Source organism: Chlamydiota bacterium (assembly GCA_012729785.1).
Classification (GTDB): domain Bacteria; phylum Auribacterota; class Tritonobacteria; order UBA1439; family UBA1439; genus UBA1439.
The window spans coordinates 34,422-57,497 of sequence record JAAYCL010000037.1 but is presented as its reverse complement, the minus strand read 5'-3'; the positions used below and the strand labels follow the sequence as shown (position 1 = coordinate 57,497).

Here is a 23,076-nt window from a genome sequence, read left to right as displayed (position 1 = left end):
CTCCCTCAGGAATCCTGATTCCTCTTCAACTCATTCCGCGGCCGGTTTCTCCGGGGCGGGTTCCGCGGCGGCCGGCTTCTCCTCCGCCGGCGCAGCGGCGTCCTTTTTGGCCTCGGGCGCGGCGGCTTCCGCCTTCGCGTCTCCCTTGGCGGCGTGGGGCCTGGCGGGCTTCGCCGGGGCCTTCTTCGCCTTCGGCTTCGCGGGCCCGGCCTGCGCCTTCTCCTCCTCGGCGGCCTTGTGGGCCTTGGCCTTCTTCGACGCCGCCTCCGCCGCCTGACGGAGCTGGACGCCTTCGAGGTACGCCTGCGCCATCCTCTCCGCGATCAGCGTGATGGCGCGAATCGCGTCGTCGTTGCTGACGATCGGGTAATCGATCTTCGTCGGGTCGCAGTTGGTGTCCACGAGGGCCACGATCGGGATCCCGAGGCGGTTCGCCTCGGCCACGGCGATGTGCTCCTTCCTCGTATCGACCACGAAGAGGACGCCGGGCAGCTCCGTCATCTCCTTGATGCCCATCAGATTGCGCTCGAGCTTCGCCCGTTCCCGCCTGATGGCGGCGAGCTCCTTCTTGGGGAGCGTATCGGCGACGCCGCTCGTCACCAGGTCGTCGAGCTCGCGGAAGCGCCCGATGCTCTTGCGGATGGTCTTGATGTTGGTGAGGAGGCCGCCGAGCCAGCGCTCGGTGACGAAGAAGGACGCGCACTTCTTGGCCGCCTCCTGGATCGGCTCCTTCGCCTGGCGCTTGGTCCCCACGAAGAGAAGCGTCTTTCCAGCCGCGGCGGTGTCGCGGACGAACAGGTAGGCGGCCTCGACCTGATCGAGGGTCTGGGTGAGGTCGATGATGTGGATGCCGTTGCGCTCCTCGAAGATGTACTGTTTCATCCTGGGGTTCCAGCGCCGGGACTCGTGCCCGAAGTGGACCCCCGCCTCGAGGAGTTCTCTGATGGTCGTGACCGCCACGGTGCGTCTCCTTTCAGGGTTCGCCCGATTCGCCGGGCAGCGGTTTCGCGCAACGCGCGCGCGCGCTGCCGGCGTGCATCAGGCGCCTCCACGCGAGGGGATGCGCGCCCGACATCGGGTTCCGCCCTTCTGCGGGGGCGCCGCCTCGCGGCCACGAGACCGCCGCCGGCGCCCGCGCGTGGATTTCCGACAGCCCCCTTATAGCAAAGGCGGCGGCGCGAGGGAAGTTATTTGAGGGCGCGGCGGCGAACAGATTGGAAGCTTTGTAAGGAGGCTCGGGGCGTTTAACGTCCCATCTTATTCCGCAGGATAGTATTGCATGCAACGTCTGCGAGGGTGTATCATAACTGCCATGCTGAACGGGAAGAAAATCATCGTCGTCATGCCGGCGTACAACGCCGCCCAGACCCTCGAGATAACCTACCGCGGACTCGACCGGAGCGTGGTGGACGACGTCCTGCTCGTGGACGATCACTCCTCCGACGAGACGCTCGCCGTGGCGAACAAGCTCGGGATCAGAAGCTGCGTGCACGGGCGGAACCTCGGCTACGGCGCGAACCAGAAGAGCTGCTACACCCTGGCGCTTTTGAACGGCGCGGACATCGTCATCATGGTGCACCCATCAGTACGACCCGAGGCTCGCGACGGCGATGGCCGGGATGATCGTGAGCGGTGTCTACGACTGTGTCATCGCGTCGCGGATCATCGGGAACGGGGCGCTGAAGGGCGGGATGCCGCTATACAAATACGTCTCCAACCGCGTGCTCACGCTCTGCCAGAACCTGCTGATGCGCGAGAAGCTCTCCGAGTACCACACCGGCTACCGGGCGTTCACGCGCGAGCTACTGCTGCGCCTTCCCCTCCTCGAGAACTCCAACGACTTCGTCTTCGACAACCAGATGCTCGCCCAGGCGATCTACTTCGGCTTCCGGATCGGCGAGATAAGCTGCCCCACGAAGTATTTCAAGGAGGCGAGCAGCATCAATTTCACGCGAAGCTGCCGCTACGGGATCGGGGTCCTGGGGGTGAGCGCACAGGTGATGCTGCGCAGGCTCGGGGTCGGCCGCTACAGGTTCCTCGACCCCGAAGGGGCCCGCATACGGCTTGACGCCCCGCGCCTCTCCGCGCAGGAGGCGTTCTGATCGCCCGGGGACAGTTCCCGGGCCGACGCGGGGTCGGCCGGTATCAGACCGGCATGAACTCCTTCTTCCTCCTCTTGAAGATCTCCGCCGCTTTCTGATAGTTGTCCACGCGCCCGATGTCGAGCCAAAAGCAGTCCTGGAGGGCGCATACCACCTTTTCGCCGCCCTTGAGCATCGTCCCCATCAGGTCGGGGATATCCATGGGGCAAAGGCGGCGGCGCGAGGGAAGCTTTTTGCGGGCGGGGCGGCGAACAGATTGGAGGTTCCGGATGGAGGCTCGGGGCGTTTAACGTTCCATCTTATGCCGCAGGAATGTATTGCATACAACGTCTGCGCTTTGGTATCCTGCGGCCATGCACACCACAGCCGCGCAGGATGGACGAGCCCCCCGACCGGGTGCCGGCGTAAGATTTGGCCGGCTCGCGGCGGTTCTCGCGCTGCTCATGCTGCCGATCTTCGTCGCGAACCTCGACTGCCTCACCCTGAAGCTCGATGACTGGAGCTTCTTCAACGAGTACGCCTCGATGCTGCGCACGGACGGCGTATTCGGCGCGGTGCGCAAGATCGTCGACAACGAGTACATCCAGTACCGGGTGCGCATCCAGTTCGTCAGTTTTGTCATCAAGCTGTTCGCCTACCTCGCCTTCGGCTACCGGTACGTCCCGCATTTCCTCCTGCATTTCGCCTTCCATCTGGCGGTCGCCGCGGCGTTGTTCAGGATCCTCGCGCGGTTCGACGAGAGACTGGCGATCTACAGCGCCTTCTTCTTCCTCGTGATGCCCACCGGGCAGAACGTTCTCTTCTGGGTCAACACCCTCTTCCAGATCGCCCCCGTCCTGTTCTACCTCCTCTATCTCCACCGGTTGCTGAACCCGCTCCGCCGCAGGTTTCTCGATGTATGGACACTGACCGCGTGGTTCACGCTGGCCCAGTTCGCGGGGGAGCAGACACTGGCGCTGCTCTACGCCACCCCGTGCATCCTGCTCCTCGCGTCCCTCGCCTCCCGGGCCTCGACGACGCGCCTGCTGCGGGACCGTATGCGCCTGGGCGTCCCGCTTGCGGTCGGCGCCATCCTTTTGGCCGTCTACCTCGCCGCGGTCGCGACGAATACGGCTGCATTCCCCGGCCAGACGCGCCCCCCCGGGGCGCTCGATCCAGCCTTGTTCACGGCGGCCGTCTCGAACTGCGCGAAAACAATCCTCTACTCCCTGAACCCCCGGACGTGGTACTACGCCCGCTTCAGCATCCCGCCATCCGGGCGGACGTTGGCGGCCGCGGCTGCGGGCGCCGCTATATTCCTCGCGGGCCTCCTCCCCCTGCGCCGCGCCGCCGCGCCCTCCACGGTCGGGCGCGCCCGCCTCGCCGCGCTGGTCGCCGTCTGCGCCGCGGCCTGGATCGTGCTCATCTGGCTCCCGGTCGCCTACGGTGTGATGACCCGGATGCGCCCGATGCAGAGCAGGTACCTGTACGGGTTCGGCGTCCCCCTCGCCGTCCTCGCGGCGCTGCCGCTCGCCTCGCTGCCGCGGAGACGCGTCCTCTTGGAATGCGCTGCCGCGTTCCTGATCTTCTCGTACCTGGCATTCCTGGACTGCTACGCCTTGAACGAGCTCTGGCGATCCCAGAAGGAGCACGACCGGAAGGTCTGGGCGGCGGTGGACTCGCAGGTCAGGCGCGGCCGCACGCATCTGCTTCTCGTGAACGTCAAACAGTGGTGGTGCACCGCGATACCCGACTTCGCGCAGCCATGGGCGATCCAGGCATACCTCGCCGCGCACTACCCGCAACCGATCACCTTCGACCTGGATACGCTCCGCGAGGGGAGAGGGGAAGAGGAGACGGCGGTGATCGAGGTGAAGCGTCCGCCACGCCGCCCCGTCTCCGACCCGCTGATCACCGTCTATCCTTCGTACGGGGACTACCTCCGGTCGGCGCCGGGCGGATGACGCGGTCCGGCGCAGGCAGCGGGGGCGGCCGGCGCGGGATGAGGGGCGAATTACGTTCCACCCCCCTTCATTTCAGCGGGGGGCGCGTACGATGCCTGCCGGAGTTCCCCTGCGGAGCGCGCGCATATCCTTGTGCCGCGCGAGGTGCGTATCGCGCCGCATGGACTCCTTGACGGCCTTCCGCTTTCCGGGGCTGCGATGCTCCCTCCCACTGATCTGCGGGCAAGTGCGTATCGCCATCTTCCCGGAGAAGCTCACGGCCGACGGCGAGCAGCCCTCCGGGGACGGAGTCGCGCGCATGCTCGGGCCGCGCACGGGGAGCGACGCGTCTAGATCGGGGCGTTGGCAGAGGCGGGTAGTGCCCTTGACCGGGATGCGCTGCGCGTCCGGCTCGGCAGGCGCACGCAAAAGCGGATCGCGGGCTGTCTGGAAGAGGCCGGGTGTGGAGGTTCTCGGATAGACGGATCCGATTCGCAGCGGTACCCCATCCCATCGAACTGTTGTAGAATGATCTCCTCCCCAGGGTACGCGCGGCCCATCGCGGGGCGTCGGGGGAGCTTGCAGGCGGAGAAGACGCAGGCACGGGAGGAGGGATCAGCCGACCGTACAGGCACGAAATCCTAACAGTAAATCTTATCGAAGAACTTGCCGGCAAGAGAGGCGCACTACGGTCGTGGCATGGGAAGTCCATATTCTCAAATGCGCTGATATGCGCGCGCGCGCCGTTCACCGGGCGAACTGAACGGTGCGCGAGACCGGGGATAGCTGAACGGCCATGATGGGCTGACGGGCGCAGGGCGGGGGCCCCTTTCTCTCGCATCCAGGAGCAGTCAGATGAAGCGGCGGTCCGCCGAAGAACCGTCTCTCGGGGCAGACACCGCGGCGTGGGCCTGTATCCGGGAAAGGGCCATACGCCACCCTCTCCAGGTCTCAATCGCCCTTTCGATGATCTCGGCGATCTCCGTGGCGGTTTTCGAGACGGCCCGGGCCCTGCTGTTCCCCGTCGCGCAGGTACGCTGCGTTACGGACGCGTTGCTCCTGCTGCTCGCCATTTCGGCAGCCGCCACCCTCTTCGGCGCGCTCTGGGGGGTCACGCAGCGGGTTTTCCTGTCGCTGGTGCGCCTGCTCGGGGACGCCGCCGCACGCGTCCCGGTCTTCGGCCGCAGGCGGGGTTTCGCGCGGCCCCTGTGTGCCTCCCTGCTCCTCTCGCCCCTTTGCCTGCGGTTCGTCCAGCTCCTCTTCGGCGGCCGCCGGATCTCCAGGATCCCCCATCGCGCCCTCCTCGTCGCGTCGGCGTCGTTCCTCGCCGTCCTGGCGCTCGTGCTCGCGTCGTGGGCCGTCGCGTCCGTCGCGGGGCGCATCGCCCGCGAAGAAGTCGGGGCGCGGGGCCGCCGTGCGCTCGTCGCCGTCCTTCTCGCCGCGGCGTTCTGCCTCCAGTACGTCGACGCGACCTGCTACGTCGGGCTCTACCGCTACGTACACGGCGCCCTCTCGGCCGCTTGCTTCCTCGCCGTACAGGGCGCGTGGGCCGTCACGGTGTCGGGAAGGCGGCGAGGCGTCCGTCCGCTTTTGTCAACGAAACAGGCCGTCGCGGCCCTGTGCTGCGCCGCGGCGGTCCTTGTCTTTCTCCCGCGCGTCGCCTGGACGCGCGGGGCGTGGAACCGCACGCTGCATGCAATCCAGTCTTCCACGACCTCCGCCGCGCAACTGTTTCGCCTCCGCGGCCTGTTCGCCGGGGCGCCCGCGTACCAGCCGACCGGACTCCCGGCCGAGACGCCGTTCTGGATGCTGGACCCGGAGATGTCCGTCCTGAAGGACAAACCGGGCCTGCCGGGGGTCGCGAGGGGGATGAATCTCGTCGTCGTCACCGTGGACGCGCTCCGCGCGGATCACCTCGGCTGCTACGGCTATCCGCGCCCCGTCTCGCCGAGCATCGACCGGATGGCCCGCGAGGGGATCGTCTTTCACAACGCCTACGCGCCGGCCCCCAGCAGCTTTTTCTCCATCCTGGGGCTGATGACCTCCCGGTACGGCTCCTCGTTCATCCTTGGGATGCGCGCCGACGACCCGCCCACCCTCGCGGAGATCCTCGGCGCCCAGGGGTACGCGACCGGGGGGTTCTTCTCCCCGCTCCTCCTCTTCATGCAGAACAAGGACAACCCGCTCGAGCGCACCGGCCTCGGCTTCGCCGTTAGGCAGGATGCCGGCGCGAAGAGCGAGGATGCGTCGTTCGTCTATTCGACGCTGTCGCGGTTCATACGCGCGCACCGATCGCAGCCGTTCTTCGCGTGGGCTCATTTCCTCGAGCCGCACTACCCGTTCGTGCCGCACGAGGGGCACGATTTCGGCCCCTCGCCCGTCGACCGATACGACGGCGAGATCGCCTACGTGGACCGTTTCATCGGGAGACTTGTCTCCGATCTCGCGCGCGAGGGGCTGTGGGACCGGACCGTTTTTTGCGTCACGGCCGACCACGGCGAGGGGATGGGGGAGCACGGCTCCCTGTACCACGGGGGGACGCTCTACGAGGAGGAGACGCACGTGGCGTGCGTTCTCAGGATTCCGGGGGTCCGCGCGCGCGTGGTGGATGTGCCGGTTCAAACGATAGACCTCGCTCCCACCCTGCTGTCACTGCTTGGCCTCCCCCGCGGCCCCTTTATGCAGGGCACCGATCTGGGCCCGCTCATTGCCGGCGATGCGCCCGGCTTCCGGGGGACCGCCTTCTCGGAGGCCATCGGGGAGAGGATCGCGAAGAGGATGGTGCGCAGGGACCGGTGGAAACTGATCCACGACATGGCCAGCACGGCGTATGAGCTGTACGATCTCGCCAACGACCCGAAGGAGACGCGCAACCTCTACGGGGAGGAGGCGGAGACCGCCGCTGTTCTGCGGGAGCTGATGGGGAAATGGGCGGCTCACCAGTTCGAGAATACCCGCATCCTCTCCTTGAGGGGGGGCGGCGGCGGAGACGAGGTCGACCGGCTGATCGCCCATGGCGCTGCGGGCGACATCGAATCCCTCCGGCGGCTTCTCCCGCACATCGGCAGCGAATCCTCCCCCGAGCGGCTCCAGAAGATGCTCGAGGCCGTCGGCTCCCTAGAACGGCTCCTCGCTTCGGCGAGCGGCGGACCCCCGCCACTCCCCCCCGGCCTCGTCGAGGAGGCCGGGGATGCGATCCGGCCCCTCCTCGGATCACGGGACGCGGCTGTCCGCAACCAGGCGGGCTGGACGCTCGCGAGGATCGGGGACGCGCAGGCCTCGCCGTTCCTGCTCCAAGAGCTGGAACACGGCCGGGCGGAGTCGAAGCGCAGGGCCGCGCGCTATCTCGGCCTGCTCGGGGACAGGGCCGCCGCCGGCCCGCTGCGCGCGTACCTTTCCGCCGCGAGAACGGACGCGGACCGCAGGGAGGCGGCGATGGCCCTCGGGCGTCTCGGCGATACGGCCGGCCTCGACGTTCTTTGTGCGATCATCGCGGAGGGAATCCGCGGCAATGACAGGGAGAACGTGCAAAGCGCGATCAGGACCGTCAAGATCATCGGCGCGCTGAAGGACAGGCGCGCGACCGAACCGCTGTGCGCGGCACTCCTAAAGAAGCACTGGTTCAGGGATTCCTGGTACGGCGCCGCCATCGTCTCGGCGCTCGGAGAGATCGGCGACCTGTCGGCCCGCCCTGTCCTCGAGGAGATTCAGCGCACGACGAACTTCGACCCCTGCCGGAATGCGGCGGAGAAGGCGCTCGCATCCATCGGCGCGGGAAAACCCTGAGCGTCTCTCCGCGGCGCGTCCCTCTCCGCGCCGTGCGCGTCGGATATGGCGGAGGGGTGCAGAAGAGGGCGGGACGGCGTACGGCATGCCGAATCCAGAGGGAATGTGCTGCGCACAGCGTCTGCGCTACAGATCGCGGCGAGGAAGGCCGCCGCGGCGAGGCGGCCAGGGGAGGGGCCCCGTCTCCTCTCCACCCGCCGCCCGACGAACCGCACCAGGGAGAGACAGACGGCCTGTATCAAACCGGCCGCGACGCCCCATCCGCTGAACAGGAGCAGGAGGAGCATCGCAAACGGGAGGTGCGTCCGCAGGCCGCCCGCAGACGGCCCCCCGGCGAGGATCGAATGGGCGGTCTCAAGCCCCCAGAGGAGGAGGCCGGCCAGCAGAGAAACAAACAGCACCGAAGCGGTCGTCATGGGTATGCCGGTTCCTCCCGGCGGGACGCATGCGCCGCCGGCCGGTGTCGCGGTCCCCGCCCCGATCCCTCGGAGGGGAGGGGAGTGGAATCCACACCGCAATGGCGAAATAGAGAGCGCAGCAAGGTAGTGCCGCTGAACGTCCCGTACTGCTCAGCGCCCCACGCCTGGAGCCGCGGCACCCCCCGGGGGTGGGTGTCAGCGCGGGAAGGTCCGTCGCCGCGCGGATCGCCGCCGCGTCCCCCGGGGGAAAACTTTCCCCGCGAAGAGGGCGGGATGATTCTCCCGAATCTGGGCGCACAGGAACTTGTGTCTCTCCTGCGCCCCGTCGATCATCGACCGGCCGTGTTTGCGATAGAGAAAAAGCGGCTCGGGGATGACCGTTCCCTGCGCGCCGTTTTCCAGCATCGAGAGCCAGAAATCCCAATCCTCGTAGCCGAGACTCATGTCGGGATTGTAGCCGCCCGCCTGCTCCCATGCCGATTTCCTGTACACCGCGCCCACGCAGACGCAGTTCTGCCTCTTCAGTGTCTCGGGGTCGAAATCCCCGGTCTCCCATACCCGTTCCTCGTCGCCGAAGAGCCGGACGTGGCTGTAGCAGATATCCAGGCCGCCGTTTTCGAGAGCCGTCACGCATTTCTGCAGATACGTCGGCTCGATCAGATCGTCCGCGTCAAGGCAGCAGATATAGGTGCCCCTCGACGCGCGTATTCCGTTGTTGCGGGTGCGGGGGAGTCGCTGGTTCTCTTGGCGGATGATCGTGACGCGCGGGAGATTTCTCGCCTCGATCTCGCGGAGTTTCTCCAGCGTGGCGGGGTCGGTCGACCCGTCGTCGACGATGAGCACCTCGTAGTCGGAGAATGTCTGGGCGAGCACGCTCCCGAGCGCCTCGTCGATGAACCGCCCATAGTTATGGCAGGGGATGACCACGGAGACAAGGGGGCCATCCACTTTCTCCTGCCGGGCGTTCCGCCTGTCCGCGGGCCGGAAGAGGAGGCGGGCCGCGCGGCGGAAAGAAAGGGGGCTGCGCCGCGCCGCGGATAGCGGCAGCGCCCTGACAGGGGGGGTGGCCGTGTCCTGGAGAATCTCGCAATAGCGGGCGTAGACGTCGCGCAGTTCGTAGCGCCCCACCGCTTCCGTCCGCAGGTCCCCGAAACGGTGCCCCAGGGCCCTGCGGACCTTATCGACGCACCCCGCCAAGTCGCCGTCACGGAAGAGGAAGCCGTGCACCCCTTCCCGAACGACGTCGGAGATGCCGCCCACGTCCGAGGCCACCACCGGCACGTTCATCGCGAGCGCCTCGAAGATCGTCAACGGAACCCCCTCGGTCAGGGAGGTGACGACGAGGAGGTCCGACGCGCGGGTGAGCGCCGGCATCTCTTTCGGGGGGACGATGCCGAAGAGCAGGAGGTTGTCGAGATGGAGTTTCCGCACCCGCGCAACCGTTTCGTCGCGGAGCGGCCCGTCCCCTGCCATGACAAAGCGCAGGTTTCGATCCTCTCGAAGGGCGGCGGCAAGCTCGACGAAGAGGAGCGGGTTCTTTTCCACCGAGAGGCGCCCGACGTACAGAATGATCTTCTTGTCCGACGGCAGATCGAATTGCGCCCGGGCCTCCGCCTTGTCGATGCGTGCGGGATCGAACAGGGCCGTGTTTGCCCCGTGATAGAGCGTCCGCAACCGCGCCGGGTCGCCGCCGAAGCGCGAGAGGATGGAGCGCCGAAGCTTCTCCGCGACGATGAACGTGAGGTCGATCCACCGTACGTACTTCCGGTTGTTCTCCACGTGTCCCATCGGGGAGTCGTTGAAGATCTGGTCCACCACGCGCAGCTTCGGGAACCGCGCCTTGAGCCGCGCGAGGTGCGGGTAGATGAACCTGCACCCGCATACGAACAGGGTGTCGATCGCGCGATGGCGGATGTACGACTCGAGGTAGTCGTACCAGAGCCGCTCCGGGAGCAGGTCGGGGAGCCGGTAGAGATGCGGGGTGATCCGCCTGAATTCGTCCGAGGAGTCGCCCATCGAGAGGAGGGGCCGGTCTGTGGCGACGATATGCACCCGCGCGCCCCCCGCCTTCCGGAGCGCTCCGGCGATGCCGCAGAGGATGGACTCCGCCCCGCCGAGCACCATCCAGGGGATCAGGAAGAGGACGCCCCGAGACCGATCTTCCTCCGAGGGTGAGGAGAGGCCGCCCCACAGATTGACGAACGGGTCCTGCACGACCAAGTTCCTCTTCCGCGGGGATTTCACCCGGCTTTCGTAGAGCGCCTTGTGATTGGCTCTGATCTGCGTCCAGAGCGCGTCCGCGTGCCGGGCGGCGGCCACGACGTCGCGAGTCTCCCCGTGCCGCCGGTACAGGAACAGCTGCTCGGGGAGGACGCCGCCGCGCCCCCCCGCCGCGGCGACGGCGATCCAGAAGTCCCAGTCCTCCCACCCGCGGCTCATGACGGCCTTGAATCCGCCCGCCTTCCGCCAGATCTTTCGGGTGAAGACCGCGGCCGTGCAGACGCAGTTCTCCCGCAGAAGCCGCGCGAGGTCGAATGCGCCGGTCTCCCAGGAGCCGGTTTCGTCCCCGAATATCCGCACGTGGGAATAGCACAGGTCCAGGTTCCGGCTCTCCAAGACAAGCAGGCACTTCTCGAGGTAGGACGGATCGAGGAGATCGTCGGCGTCCAGGCAGCAGATATACTTTCCGCGCGCCTTCTCGATCGCCCGGTTCCTCGCGGCGGACACCCCCGCGTTTGTCTGGCGGATCAGCCGCACGCCGGGGAGGGCGCGCCGCTCCACCTCCGCGAGCTTCTGGACGGTGAACGGATCCGTGGAGCCGTCGTCCACGATGATGATTTCGTGGTTCGAGAAGGTCTGCGCGCGCACGCTCTTTATCGCCTCGTCGATGAACCGGCCGTAGTTGTAGCAGGGGATCACCACGGTGACCAGCGGGCCGTCCCACCTCTTCTGGCGGAAGAGGCGCTCGTCCGTGGTCCGGAAGACGGCACGGGCCGCGTTGCGCGGCCACGTCGGGAACCGCGCCTTCACCGAAGGCGGCAGGGCCCGGTCGAAAAACCGGTGCGGGAACAGGTACCAGCCTTTCCGCACCGGTTCCCCGGGGGGAATCAGGAGCATTTTTCCGACGAAGCGCTTGATGCAGTCCGGGCACGCGAAGTCGGCGAGACGCAGCGGCAGGAGAAGGGCCGCCCGCGGGGAGCGCTTGGCCTCCCGGAAGGCGCAGCCGAGCTTCCACGCCTTGGATCCGACGATCGCGCGGAACTCGTGCTCCCTCCGATCGAGGGTTTCGCGCAGGCGCGACAGCCGTTCCTCCTGCGCGGAGAGTTCTTCCTTCCGGCGCGCGATTCTCTCCCGGAGGTCTCGCGCCTCGCCGGCCAGCCGTTGTCCATCCTCCTCGAGCTGCGCAATTCGCCTCTGGTGCTCCAGATCGCGGGACAGGAACCACCGCTTCGCCTCGTCCTGCTGCCGCGCGAAGTCCTTTAACTCCCCGACGATCCTCTCCCTGCCGATGAGGGCCGGAAGCACGTTTTGCCGGAACAGATCGGCGTGCTTCTCGATGAGCGCCCGCATGATCGGCGCGCGGTTTTCGGGCCGGTCGCTGCCCTTGCGCATCGACCCCTCGCGGATCCTGTACCGGAACAGGATCTCGGGGATGATCCGGACGCGGTGCCCGCGGCCGAGGGCCCGTATCCAGAACTCCCAGTCCTCGTATCCCCGTGTGAATGCCTCGTCGTATCCGGCGATCTCCTCCCACATCGACCGCCTGAACATCGCGCAGCAGCAGATCTTGTTCTCCACCAGGATATCCCGGAGCGTGCACTCGACGGGGGTGTAGTCCCACGCGTCGTCGCCGAAGGCGCGGAGCCAGAAGCTCGCGATGGAAACGGTCGGTTCCTCGTCGAGGGTCCGCGCGGCGCGTTCGATGCAGGTGGGTTCGAGGATGTCGTCGGCGTCGAGGCACATCACGAGGGGGGGGCGCGCGCGCGCGATCCCGAGGTTCCTCGCCGCGGGCAGGCCCCGGTTCGGGCCGCGGAGCACCGTGGTCCGGGGCTTCCGGTACCCGGAGAGGAGCCGGACGGTCTGCGCGTCGGTCGAGCCGTCGTCGACGACGACGATCTCGGTTTCTTGAACGGTCTGACGCAGGACGCTCTCGACCGCCTCGTCGAGCCAGCGGCCGAGATTGAAGCAGGGGATCACCACGGAAACCCGCGGGTACCCCGCGGAAGAAAGGGGGTGGGGCGCGCGGCCGCGGTCGACCCGGCGGTCCATGGCGGGCGCGTCCTCACCGGGACAGGGAAGAGGCGGTATCGACGGGGTTCCGGGCGGCGTGCTCATCGGCCCTCCGCGCGTTCATCGCCGCGCCGGCCGAGGCCGAAACGCAGCGCGCGAAACGGCAGGAGGAGGGCCGCGCAGGGGGAGCGCTTCGCCTCCTGGAAGGCGCGGCCGAGTCTCCATTCCCGGGAGGAGCGCATACTGCGGAGCTCTTCTTCCCGCGCCTCAATCGCCCGCCGGACGGCCTCGAGCGACGCATCGTGTGCGGCGTATCTCCGTTCCAGTCCCGCCGACTCCTGCTGAAGGGCCTGCATCTCGCCGGCCTGCAGCTCCAGCTCGGCGTCGAGGCGGGCGATGCGCCGTTCGTGCTCGGCGCTCCGGGCCAGGTACCAGCGTTTCGCCTCGTCCTGCTGCCTGGTCCAGTCCCTGAGCTCCCCGATGAGGGACTCCCTCTGCATGAGCGCGGGGATCGCGTGTTCCCGGTAGACCGCTTCGTGCTTCCGGATCATCTCCTCCATGAACCGGGCGCGGACCTCAGGCCTGTCGCTCTCCGTGTTGCGCGACCCCTCTTGTACGCGCTGGCGGAAGAGGAATTCCGGGATGATGCGGGCGCGCCAGCCCCGTTCCATCACGCCTATCCAGAAGTCCCAATCCTCGTAGCCGCTCTTAAACCGCTCGTCGAAGCCCCCGCTCTTGTTCCATGCCTCGCGGCGGAAGAGCGCGGTTGGGCGCAGGATGCACGCACCCAGGATATCCTCGAGCGTGCAGCCCGCGGGCGTCCGTTCCGCCTCCTCCTCCCCGAATGTCCGGTACCAGAAGCCGGCGATCCCCACGTCCGGCTCCTCGTCCAGCAGGCGGGAGGTCTTCTCGAGACACGTCGGCTCCAGCAGATCGTCGGCGTCGAGGCAGCAGAGGTACTCTCCGGCTGACCTCCGGATCCCCGTGTTCCGCGCGGCAGACGGTCCCCGGTTCTCCGTCCTGTACACGACAGTCTTGGGCCATCGGCTGTCGCGGAGTACCCGCGCGGTCTCCTCGTCCGTGGAGCCGTCGTCGACGACGACGATCTCGAAATCCTGCATCGTCTGCGCCAGGACGGAGTTCACCGCCTCATCGAGGAAGGCGCCATGGTTGTAGCAGGGGATTACCACGGTGATCTTGGGGTTCATCCCTTTTCCTTCCGTGGGCGCTTCACCCGAGGGCGAACGGGCCGGTCTCCAGATGATCGGCGCCCGTTCCCCGCACCGGGATGCGCGCGAGGGTCCTCGCGTCGCAGAGGCCGAACGCGAGCCGGTATTCCCCGGCGGGGATATCGCGCAGGTCCACCTCGTCGATGAATACCCTTCCGCTCCGCCACCTGCGCGCCGGAAGCGCGGGCCGGTGGTCGAGGTTGAGGAACCCGTGCGGGCGGTGCTCCGCGGGTAGCATACCACACGACTTCGGGTGCAGATGACAGAAAACAAGGAGCGGCGCGCGCGGAGGCGCCGCGATTCCGAAAAAGAGCTTCGCTGTTCTCCCATCCCGCGTCCAGCCGAGGACCCTGACGCCGCCCAGCTCGGCGTCAATCCGATGCGCGATCATCCCCTCCACCTCGCTCGGACGGTACAGGCGCGCCTGCCGCGCCGTCTCCCGCCGCGCCGCGGCCCACTCCTCGAAAAGCGCCCGAAGCGGAAACAGGGCGCGCCCCGTCGCGCAGAGGTACCCGGTGAGCTGCGCTGTTTCGAGGAGGACCGCGAAGGGGCGCGGCGGCCTCCGGGCCAGCGCGCGCCCGACACGCGCGGCGAAGAACGCGGACCGCCGCATCGCCTTCAGCCGCCCCTCGTGCCGGACGCTGATCATGAGGTTCGACCGACCGCCCTGGTACATCCGCCTGACGAACCAACCCCGCGTCAGCCGCTCGGCCGGAATCCGGTGCGTCACGACCGCCTCCGGTTCGTACACGGCCCGCGCCCCCATCCGCAGCATCCGCCAAAGGAGGTCCGTGTCGCCGCCGCTTGCCAGCGAGGAGCCCTTGCGGTCGAGGGCGGGGTCGAAGCCGCCGGTTTTGTCCAGCCACGCCCGCCGGAACGAGATGTTGGCTCCGAACAGTTGTTCGGGATAGCGCACCGGGCGCGCCTCCCCGCCCAGGTCGAGGGCGCTCAGCCACGCCTCCAGTTCCCCCCCGAGCCAGGCCGGGCGTTCTTCGGAATAGTCAAGTACGATCCGGCCGCCGACGATGTCCGCATTCCACCGCGCATGGACGTCGAGAAGAGACGCCAGCCACCGCGGGGATGCCGAGGCGTCGTCGTCGATGAACGCCACGATCTCGCCGCGGGAGGCCCGGATCCCGGCGTTCCTGGCCGGCCCAAGGCCGAGTTCCGGCTCGCCGACGCACACGATCGACCGGCCCTGATGCGCCCGGATGCACCGTCCAATCGCCTCACGTGTCCCGTCGGTTGAGCCGTTGTCCACGACGACGATCTCGTACTCGTCCGGGGGGAGGTTCTGCGCGGCGAGCGACCCGAGGCACACCTCGAGATCGCCGCACCGGTTGCGCGTCGGGACCACGGCGCTGATCCTGATCCCGCTCATGGTGCGTTCCCCCTCGCCGCGGGGGGCGCCGGGATCTCGACCGTTCCCGCGTCCGCCGTCCCGAGCACCGTCAGGCTCTTTTCGTCGAACAGGCCGACCTCGAGCCGGTGGCGCCCGGACGGGAGGACGGACAGCGCGATGGTGTCGGCGTACGCCCTCCCTTTCGGCCAGCGATGCGCCGGCACGAGGGGATCGTGGTCGAGGTTGAAGAAGCCGTGCTCCCGCCGCGCCGGAGGCAGCGATCCCCGGTCCTCGGGGAAGGCGTGCACGAAGATCCTGAGGCTAGGCCGCAGGCGCTCCCGTGCGAGGAAGAAGAGGGTGACCCCGTCCTCCTCCCCGCGGCGCCCGAGGAAGACCGCCCCGCCCATACCCGTGCGCGCCCCCGCGAGACCGGTGCACGCGCCCTCGCGGACGAAGAGGCGGCGTCTCGGCAGCAGGCGGGCGCACGCGGCGCCGAGGAGGCGGCCGGGCGTCCAGCCCATCAGGCGCCGCAGTTCGCGCGGCGACCGCGCGAACTCCGTGCCCAGCTCCTCACGGGCGATCTCCGGGTGCGGCTCGCCGTCGAAATTCTCCCAGAGGAGGCCGGGGTAGATTTTCGAGAACTGCGCGCGGATGGGCGGCCTCCCGGCCGCGGACGGATCGTCGTTCCGATAACGAAAGCACGGGCCGTAGAGGAAAGCCCTCCTGCCCATCTGCAGGGCGTAGAAGAGGGCGGAGCCAAAGGCGTTCGAGGACATGAAGGCGTATTCTTCGACGACGGAGCGGAATCTCGAGAGGAACGCCGGGTCGTTCCTGTGCCCGAAGCCCACCACGCGGATCCCCCGCTCCTCGAAGAGCCGGGCGAGACCCGGCGTGCGGCGGTCGTGCCAGTAGAGCGACGCCGCGATCGGGTCGAACCGGTCCCGTATCCCCTCCACCGCGTCGAGGTAGGCGCGGTAGGAGGACTCGGCGTCGGCGTACTCCGTCCATTCGCAGGAGTGCGCCGGGACGAGGATGAGGCCGCGCGGGTGGCGCGCGCCTTCCGGGGGTGGACCCGAATACAGGAATGGCGCGCCGATGGCGGTGGCGTTCGGGAAGCCGAGCGCCCTGCACCGGGCGAGGTTCCTGCGCCCCCAGACGAAGTAACGGCGGATCCTGTCCTCGTACCCGTACAGGGCGAGGTCGCCGTAGATGCCGGGATGGTCGCCGACCCAACCGTGCTGGATGACGCCCGGGACGCGGTACGGCAGGCGCACGCCGGCATGGCGCCGGAGGATTCCGGCGTGCCCGTAGTAGAGGTTCTCCGGGTGCTCCGCGCCGAACACGGCCTCGATGAACGGGTGCGGCGTCATGGCCACCTATGCGTCACCGCGCGACGAGGTCCCATGAGAGCGGCGTGCCTCGCGCGGCCGCCCTCGCGGCCCTTTTTCCCAGCACCTCGGAAAGGTGCTTGGGCGAAAGGCCCCCGGCCGGGCGGATCGAGCGCACGTTCCGCTCCGTGAACGTCTCCCCGGCGGCCGTGTCCTCCACGACGTAGAGCGAGCGTCGGAACCTGAGGCTCTCCCGCTCGTGCGGTCCCGGGCCGTAGCACGGAGTCCCGCGCGCCTTCTCGACGGTGCGCACCGCGCGCGCCATCCGTCGGAACTCCTCCGGCTCCGCTGAGAAGAGGGCGTCGGGGCCTCCCGCGGCGCGTGAGAGGGTGAAATGCTTCTCCACGATGCACGCCCCGAGCGCCACGGCCGCGATCGGCACCTCGATCCCGAGCGTGTGGTCGGAGATCCCCACTGGGAGGGAGGTCCGGGCGGCGAGGTCGGGGATGGAGGCGAGGCGCATATCCTCGGGCCGCGCGGGGTAGGCGCTCGCGCAACGCAGCAGGGCGATCTCGCGCGCCCCCGCCCCCCGGGCGGCGTCGACCGCCTCGGCGATCTCATCGAGGGTGGCCATGCCGGTCGAGATGATGAGCGGTTTCCGGGTCGCGCCCATCAGGCGGATGAGCGGCAGGTCCGTGATCTCGAGGGAGGCGACCTTGTGCGCCGGGACGCCCATCCGCTCGAGGAATTCCACGGCGGTCGGGTCGAAGGCGGTGGAGAAGAGCGCGATGCCGAGGCCATCGGCGATCGCCTTCAGGCGGGGCTGCCACTCCCACGGGGTGTGCGCCTCGCGGTACAGCTCGTGGAGCGTCCTCCCGGTCCAGAGGGAGCCGGCGCGGTGCCGGAACGCCTCCCCGTCGCAGTCGATGGTGATGGTGTCCGGCGTGTAGGTTTGCAGCTTCACCGCGTCGGCGCCCGCCTCGCGCGCGGCGAGGACGAGCGCCGCCGCCTCCTCGAAACTGCCGCGGTGGTTGGCGGAGAGCTCGGCGACGAGGTAGGCGGGATGGCCCGCGCCGATCCTCCTCCCCGCGATCCTGATGCAGGCGGCCTCAGTCCTCATTGCGTTTCCCCTCCGGAGGGCGCGACGATCCCGCGCCGCTCCGCCTCGTCGCGCGTGAGCGTCATCGCGAAAAACTCCTCCCCCCTCTCCGTGTGCATCCTTCCCGTCGTCGAGAAACCGAGCCGCTCGAGCAGCCGGGCGCTCCTCTCGTTCGATATCTTGACCTGTGCGTCGATGCTCCTGAGGCCGAGCCGTTCGAAACCGAAGGAGAGCCAAAGGAGGAGCGCCTCGCGCCCGTACCCCTTTCCCCACAGGGCGGGCTCCCCGATCATCGTTCCGTCCTGCGCGGTGCGCGCCCGGCGGTCGAACTTTATGAAGCTCACCGTGCCGATCGGACGCCCCGTCTTTTCGAGGACGATGACGTAATCGATCCGGTCCGGTTTCTCCCTCCTGAACCAGGCGAGGTGGGACTCGATCGTGATCGGATCCGTCGAGAAGAACCAGCGGCGCACTGCGGGATCGCTCCTCCAGCGCACCACCGCCTCCGCGTCCTCCTCCCGCATCGGGCGGAGAAGGATGCGTTCGCCGCGCAGCACCATCTCCGGATACCGTTCACGCGGCATGCCGCCCTCCCTCCGTCAATGCGTCGGCGACCCGCGCCGCCCCGCGGCAGTCGACATGTGCCATGCCCGCCGAGGAGAGGGACGCCCTGCGGGCGCCGTCCTCCAGGAGGCTGGCGAGAAGGCCGGCGAGCCGCTCCGGGGCGAGCCGCTCCACGGGGCCCGCATCGAGGCCCGCGCCCGCGCGATCCCATGCCTCCGCGTTGCGGGACTGGTTTTTCGCAATTTGGATGGCGACGAACGGCAGACCCATCGCGGCCGCCTCGAAGGTCGTCGTCCCGCCGCCGATGACGGCGATATCCGCCTCCGCCATCTTTGCGGCGACGTCCCGTTCCCCAAAAATCACGGTCACGTCCCCGCCGCACCCCGCCGCCTTCTCCTCGATGCGGCGTCGGCGCGGGTTGAACGGCCCCACGAGCACCGTGCACGCCGGTCGCGGGTCGAGGAGCCGCAGCGCGTCGAGGCAGAGTTCCGTCCCCCCGCGGTCATCCCCGCCGCCGAGCGTCACGAGGAGCCGCTCCGCACCGCGGTCCCACCGCCTTCGAGCCAGTTCCCGGAATCGCGGCGGGAGCAGGGCATACAAGGGCCCGAGGAGGAGGCTCGCCCCGGCCTTCCTCGCGAGGCTTCGGTAGACGTCTCCCTCGGCCGCGGGATTGGCGTTGAGGATCCAGTCCGCCCAGATCGGCTCCCGAGCCGCCCAGTCGAACTGGAGCCAGCGTGTCCGCTCCCCCGCGAGCGCGGCCCCGAAACCACCGTCGGCGCCGAAGCGGTCCACGACGGCCGTCGCGTCGCCTTGTTCGCGCGCGATCCGGGCGACGAGCCGGGCGTCCTCCTCCGGCCGGATCGCCCATTCCACTGGGACGATCTCGTCCGCCGCCCCCTCGAGCTCGACCTCGGGATCAATCCCCTCCGCGCGGCAGGCGAAGACGACGCGCGCCCCGCGCGCCTTCAGTTCCGCCGCGAGCACCGCGCACCGGCGCAGGTGCCCCAACCCGATGGCGGGCGAAACGTCGCAACGGAACACGGTGTTCACTGCTTCACGCAGGCCCTTTCTGCATGAGGAACCAGGCGGCGTAGGCGTCGGAGAGCCGCGTGGGCGCGATATGGATGAGAAGCCCCTTGGACAGCGCGAGGTCGCACGTGGAATCCGGCTGATGATCGAAAATGGAGGAGCGGAACACCGTGACGCCCGTGATCGCGCGCAACGCCGCGGCGACCTTGCGGTTGATCTCGACCGCGGAGCACCTCACGCCGGGGAGGAGCGTCCTGATGGCGAGGAGGTTCAGGCCGATGTTGGCGCCGAACTCGATCACCGTCTCCACGGAGCGCGTGCGGGACAGGATCCTGGCGAAGAGGGCGATGGTTGCGGCCCGCAGCCTCTCCGCCCGGTTCCTCTCCGTGTACTCGTCGCCGAAGGCGCCGGCCCAAAAGGCCTCCTGTTCGGTCGAGAACCCCCCGTCGTCCGGCATTCCGTCTCCTTTCGGGCCCCAGGGGGCGGCGCGGAGCCCGCTCCCCCCCGCCGGGGTCAGCACTCCCTCAGCGTCTTCTGCCGCACGTGGCGGTTGAGCTCGGCGAGCCGGGGCTCCCGCTCGACGAGGGCGAGGACGTCGCGCCAGCCGAAGCGACCGTCGCTCCCCAGGCGCTCGTACACCGCCCGCACGAACGCCAAGTCCTCCGCCGTGTCCACCGTCCAGCGGTGGCCGCTCAGGTCCTCCTCCCCCTCCACGGAGAGGAGGGTGAAGCGCTCCGGGTGCCCGTAGAGGTACGGCATCACGTGTACGCGCTCGTGCCGCTCCCGCGCCTCGCGCCACGCCATCTCGAGCGCCGCCATGGACGCCACGCCCACGCCGAGTCCGACCGGGTAGGCGGGGCGGAGCGAGTTGCCCGCGTAGTCCGGCCGCTTCTCCAGGAACGCCCCGACGACGCGGTCGATCAGGCCCGGGTCGATCAGCGGGCAGTCGGAGGTGACGCGGGCGACCGCGTCAGCGCAGTGCGCGCGCGCCGCCCGGCAGTGCCGGTCGAGGACGTCCTCCTCGGAGCCCCGGAACGCGGGGACGCCCAGCCGGCCGCATTCGGCGACGATCGCGTCGTCGGCGGGGGCGGTCGTCGTCGCCACGACAACCTCGTCGAGGCGCTCCGCCCGGCGGGTCCTCTCCACGGTGCGCGCCAGCATCGTCCGCCCGACGATATCCATCAGGACCTTGCCGGGCAGGCGGGTGCTCGCCATGTGCGCCTGGATGATCGCCACGACGCGGATCTCCGCGCCGGAACCGTCGCGCTGCATGGCCGCATCATACCAGATCGCGCGCCCCCCGGCCACCGCGGGACCGCCTCACGGCCTCCGGAGGAGGAGCCGTACGGCCGGGACCGCGAGGTCGTGGACCGTCGCGGACGGGTACCACGCCGACACCTGACGCGCAATCTCGGGCGACACGGCGGCGAGGGGCCCCTCGTCCGGCGTCGCGGCGAGGACGAGCGTCTCGAGCCCCGCCGCCCGCGCGTGCCCCGCGCACTCGGCGAGTGTCATCCGGTTGAGGTTGAACCGGTAGAAGCGCCCCGCGACCTCCGTCTCGCCGGGGCGCACCTCCGCGAGGTACCGCAGGAAGTCCGCCTCGGAGAGCCGCGCGTGCCCCCAGGGGAAGTCGAGCGTGCAGTGGCTGTGCCCGCCGTCGGGGGCGAAGAACGGGTTGTACTCGTGGAAGGCGAGGCCGCCGGGCCGGAGGAGGCGGGCCGTCTCCGCGAATGCGCGCCGGGGGTCGCGCACGTGCTCGAGGACGTCCCACGAGCAGACGAGGTCGAAGGAAACCCCGGGGAGGGGAGGTAGGATTCGCCCCAGGGCCTGAGCGCCGCCCGCCACGACGGCTTGCGCGAATCCCTGTACCCCTCGAGGAGTTCGAAGCTGTTCCCGCGGCTGTCGGTGAAGCGCCCGAACGCCCGCCCCGCCGTCATCGCGGCGTCCCCCGGAGTCGTGCAACGCAGCGGCGGGACAGGTGCGCGTACGACGGAGAGTAGTCGAGCGTCACCTCGCGAGTCCCTGCCCCGACGACCACGCCCTGGAACGCGTGGTCGACGGGGACTACCGGCGCAGGGACCCCGTCCACGCGCGCCGTCCAGAACGGACTGAAGCTGTTCAGGATCACGAGGAGGGATGGGGCGGCGGCGGTCGTGTGCAGGTCTATCCGGTCGGCGGAGTACCTGCGCACCTCGACCCCGCCGCCTCCCGCCTCCGGGAGGCCCGGGCACGCCCCCCGCTCCACGAACGCCGTGGTGGCGAGTTTCTCCCTCCCCGCTTCGCGCACCGCCCGGAGCAGATCCTCAGTCCCGCCGCAGACCTTCACGTTTCGGGCGAGGAAGAAGCGCGGGAGGGCGAGCCGGTTTTCATAGACGCGCAGCGGGGCCCCGTCTTCGACATTGCGGGGCAGCGGAACGAGGTCGTCGTCCTGGAGGGCGATGGGCGAGATGACGTAGCGCACATTGGCGAGTGAGAGGAGGTCAAGATCGTAGTAGTGGCGGAAAGGCACCGTGCCGCCCGCGGGGAAACCGCCGGTCGGGTTGAACAGGTACGCCCGGCTGCCCCACGTGTGGAAGTAGATGCGCCGCGATTCATCGGCGCCCGCCAGGGGGGCGATGACCTGCCCCCAGAAATCGTGGTACCGTTTCGGGTACAGGGTCAGGTAGCCGTCCGCCGACTCGAGTCCGTACGCCCAGGCGCAGGAGGGGTGGAAGAGGGAGTTGCCGACCGTGGCGATGCGGAACGGGTCGCCCGCGTCCCGCCTCTCTGCGAGCCGCCGGATTTCCGGGCGCAGATAGAGGGCGGCGAAGGTGCTCCCCCGTCGGCGTTCGCGCAGCACCCCGCGGCAGATGCTTGCCGACTGCGCGACAACGAGTGCCGCGAACAGGAACACCGGCAGACGCCGAAGCAGGGGGTGGAATCCGCGCCGCGCGCCGGGGAGGGCGTCCCCGCAGCCGATGAGGTGAAGGCCGGCGCTGCCGCCCACCATCGCGAAGAAGGGGATCAGCAGGTAGAGGCGGTCGAACTGGAAACCGGAGAGGAAGGCGAGGTAGGGGAGCAGGGCCGCCCTGACCATCCGGTAGACGAGGACGAGCAGGAGCACCGCGAGAACGTACACGACGGGGACCGTGAGCCGCCTGTCCCGCGCGCGGACGGCGGCGATCGCCGCGACGGCGAGCGGGGCGGCGTTGTCCCGGAGCAGCCCGTACGCGAACGCCGGACGGATCCGGCCGCCGCCGGGGAGCGGCCGGAAGGCGGGCCACGCCGCCCGGTGGGACAGGGGGGCGTTGAGTAGTCCGGCCCAGAGGAAGGGGGAGGCACCGGCGATCCAGCCGAGCGAGAACGCCGTCGGCAGACGCAGGCGGTTCGGGCGGCGGAGTGGCGCGACGAAAACGCACCAGAGGAAGACGCAGGGGAGGGAGAAGACGGTGAGCGCGTACGACGAGGCGAGGGCGCAGAGGGCGCCGAGCCCCGCGGCGCAGGCGGCCCCGGCGAGGGGTCGGAGGCGGTCCGCCCGGTGCAGAATCCAGAGGCAGAACGGCACGGCGGCGAGAAGCGGGCCCTCGCCGATGTTGAATCCGTTCCAACTGTAGTTGAGGGCGCTCTGGGGGAAGAGCGCGTAGAGGATCCCGCCGCAGAACGAGGGGAACGGGTCGAGCCGGAGGTCGTCCGCGAGAAGCCTGAAGGCCGACCAGCCCGCCAGGAAGCGCATCGTCCAGATCAGGAGCCCATACGCGAGCCAGCCGGGGAGGAGGAGAAAGAGCGGGAGATCCAGGTGCCCCGCCAGGGCGGAGGCCAGCCGGTCCGCGCCGCACACCCCGGACGCGAACCACCAGCTCTCACCTCCCCGCGCGACGGAGAGAAGCGCGGGAAGCAATGAGTCGCCGCAGTCGTGCACCTTCACGTAGGAAGCGGGGCCGAAGGCGAGGTAGGGGAACGAGAGCCACAGCGCCCACGCCGCGAAGATGAAGGCGGGCCCGGCGAGACGCCGGGGGCGTCGTGCATGGAGCATCGAAACACCTTCCG

General features: G+C 69.0%; 16 protein-coding genes and 1 pseudogene. 3 read left to right on the top strand and 14 right to left on the bottom strand.

All coding sequences use genetic code 11. The annotated features are described in order from the left end of the window. Positions 1-30: 30 nt before the first annotated feature. Complete coding sequence (gene rpsB, locus GXY35_09195) at positions 31-960, bottom strand: 30S ribosomal protein S2 (protein ID NLW94753.1); 930 nt, start codon at positions 958-960, stop codon at positions 31-33. A gap of 352 nt (positions 961-1,312) precedes the next feature. On the opposite strand from rpsB, the pseudogene GXY35_09190 reads away from it, so the two are divergent. Next, positions 1,313-2,102, top strand: a pseudogene (locus GXY35_09190) (glycosyltransferase family 2 protein). Positions 2,103-2,145: 43 nt separating this feature from the next. On the opposite strand, the gene GXY35_09185 reads toward GXY35_09190, so the two are convergent. Beyond that, entirely contained in the window at positions 2,146-2,286 is a 141-nt protein-coding gene (locus GXY35_09185; protein NLW94752.1) for a hypothetical protein, read from the bottom strand. 259 nt (positions 2,287-2,545) lie between these two features. Between GXY35_09185 and GXY35_09180 the strand changes: the two genes are divergently transcribed. Further along, the gene (locus GXY35_09180) at positions 2,546-4,045 is read left to right on the top strand and encodes a hypothetical protein (protein NLW94751.1); all 1,500 of its coding nucleotides are present in this window, start codon (positions 2,546-2,548) and stop codon (positions 4,043-4,045) included. Positions 4,046-4,879: 834 nt separating this feature from the next. Continuing rightward, positions 4,880-7,810, top strand: coding sequence for a sulfatase-like hydrolase/transferase (locus GXY35_09175; protein NLW94750.1), 2,931 nt, complete (start codon positions 4,880-4,882; stop codon positions 7,808-7,810). Here the strand turns inward: GXY35_09175 and GXY35_09170 are convergent. The 12 genes from GXY35_09170 to GXY35_09115 form a co-directional block, all read right to left on the bottom strand. Continuing rightward, complete coding sequence (locus GXY35_09170) at positions 7,732-8,226, bottom strand: hypothetical protein (GenBank protein NLW94749.1); 495 nt, start codon at positions 8,224-8,226, stop codon at positions 7,732-7,734. The two genes, GXY35_09175 and GXY35_09170, sit on opposite strands and share 79 nt — an antisense overlap. Positions 8,227-8,424: 198 nt before the next feature. Then, positions 8,425-12,498, bottom strand: coding sequence for a glycosyltransferase (locus tag GXY35_09165; GenBank protein ID NLW94748.1), 4,074 nt, complete (start codon positions 12,496-12,498; stop codon positions 8,425-8,427). 62 nt (positions 12,499-12,560) lie between these two features. Continuing rightward, positions 12,561-13,667 (bottom strand): glycosyltransferase, encoded by a 1,107-nt coding sequence (locus GXY35_09160; protein ID NLW94747.1) that lies wholly within the window; start codon positions 13,665-13,667, stop codon positions 12,561-12,563. A gap of 22 nt (positions 13,668-13,689) precedes the next feature. Continuing rightward, the gene (locus tag GXY35_09155; GenBank protein NLW94746.1) at positions 13,690-15,069 is read right to left on the bottom strand and encodes a glycosyltransferase; all 1,380 of its coding nucleotides are present in this window, start codon (positions 15,067-15,069) and stop codon (positions 13,690-13,692) included. Continuing rightward, positions 15,066-16,406 (bottom strand): hypothetical protein, encoded by a 1,341-nt coding sequence (locus GXY35_09150; protein NLW94745.1) that lies wholly within the window; start codon positions 16,404-16,406, stop codon positions 15,066-15,068. Before GXY35_09150 ends, GXY35_09155 begins: the two co-directional genes overlap by 4 nt. 7 nt (positions 16,407-16,413) lie before the next feature. Continuing rightward, positions 16,414-17,478 (bottom strand): pseudaminic acid synthase, encoded by a 1,065-nt coding sequence (gene pseI, locus GXY35_09145; protein NLW94744.1) that lies wholly within the window; start codon positions 17,476-17,478, stop codon positions 16,414-16,416. Further along, the gene (locus GXY35_09140) at positions 17,475-18,041 is read right to left on the bottom strand and encodes a GNAT family N-acetyltransferase (GenBank protein NLW94743.1); all 567 of its coding nucleotides are present in this window, start codon (positions 18,039-18,041) and stop codon (positions 17,475-17,477) included. Before GXY35_09140 ends, pseI begins: the two co-directional genes overlap by 4 nt. Further along, complete coding sequence (gene pseG, locus GXY35_09135; protein ID NLW94742.1) at positions 18,031-19,071, bottom strand: UDP-2,4-diacetamido-2,4,6-trideoxy-beta-L-altropyranose hydrolase; 1,041 nt, start codon at positions 19,069-19,071, stop codon at positions 18,031-18,033. The genes GXY35_09140 and pseG overlap by 11 nt, the downstream gene beginning before the upstream one ends. 4 nt (positions 19,072-19,075) lie before the next feature. After that, positions 19,076-19,507: a hypothetical protein gene (locus tag GXY35_09130; protein NLW94741.1), complete on the bottom strand. Its 432-nt coding sequence runs from the start codon at positions 19,505-19,507 to the stop codon at positions 19,076-19,078. Positions 19,508-19,563: 56 nt separating this feature from the next. Beyond that, positions 19,564-20,322, bottom strand: coding sequence for an NTP transferase domain-containing protein (locus GXY35_09125; GenBank protein ID NLW94740.1), 759 nt, complete (start codon positions 20,320-20,322; stop codon positions 19,564-19,566). Positions 20,323-20,370: 48 nt separating this feature from the next. Beyond that, a complete protein-coding gene (locus GXY35_09120; GenBank protein NLW94739.1) occupies positions 20,371-21,012 on the bottom strand; it encodes a class I SAM-dependent methyltransferase in 642 nt (213 codons plus the stop codon). Beyond that, the gene (locus GXY35_09115; GenBank protein ID NLW94738.1) at positions 20,984-23,062 is read right to left on the bottom strand and encodes a hypothetical protein; all 2,079 of its coding nucleotides are present in this window, start codon (positions 23,060-23,062) and stop codon (positions 20,984-20,986) included. The genes GXY35_09120 and GXY35_09115 overlap by 29 nt, the downstream gene beginning before the upstream one ends. Positions 23,063-23,076: the final 14 nt, after the last annotated feature.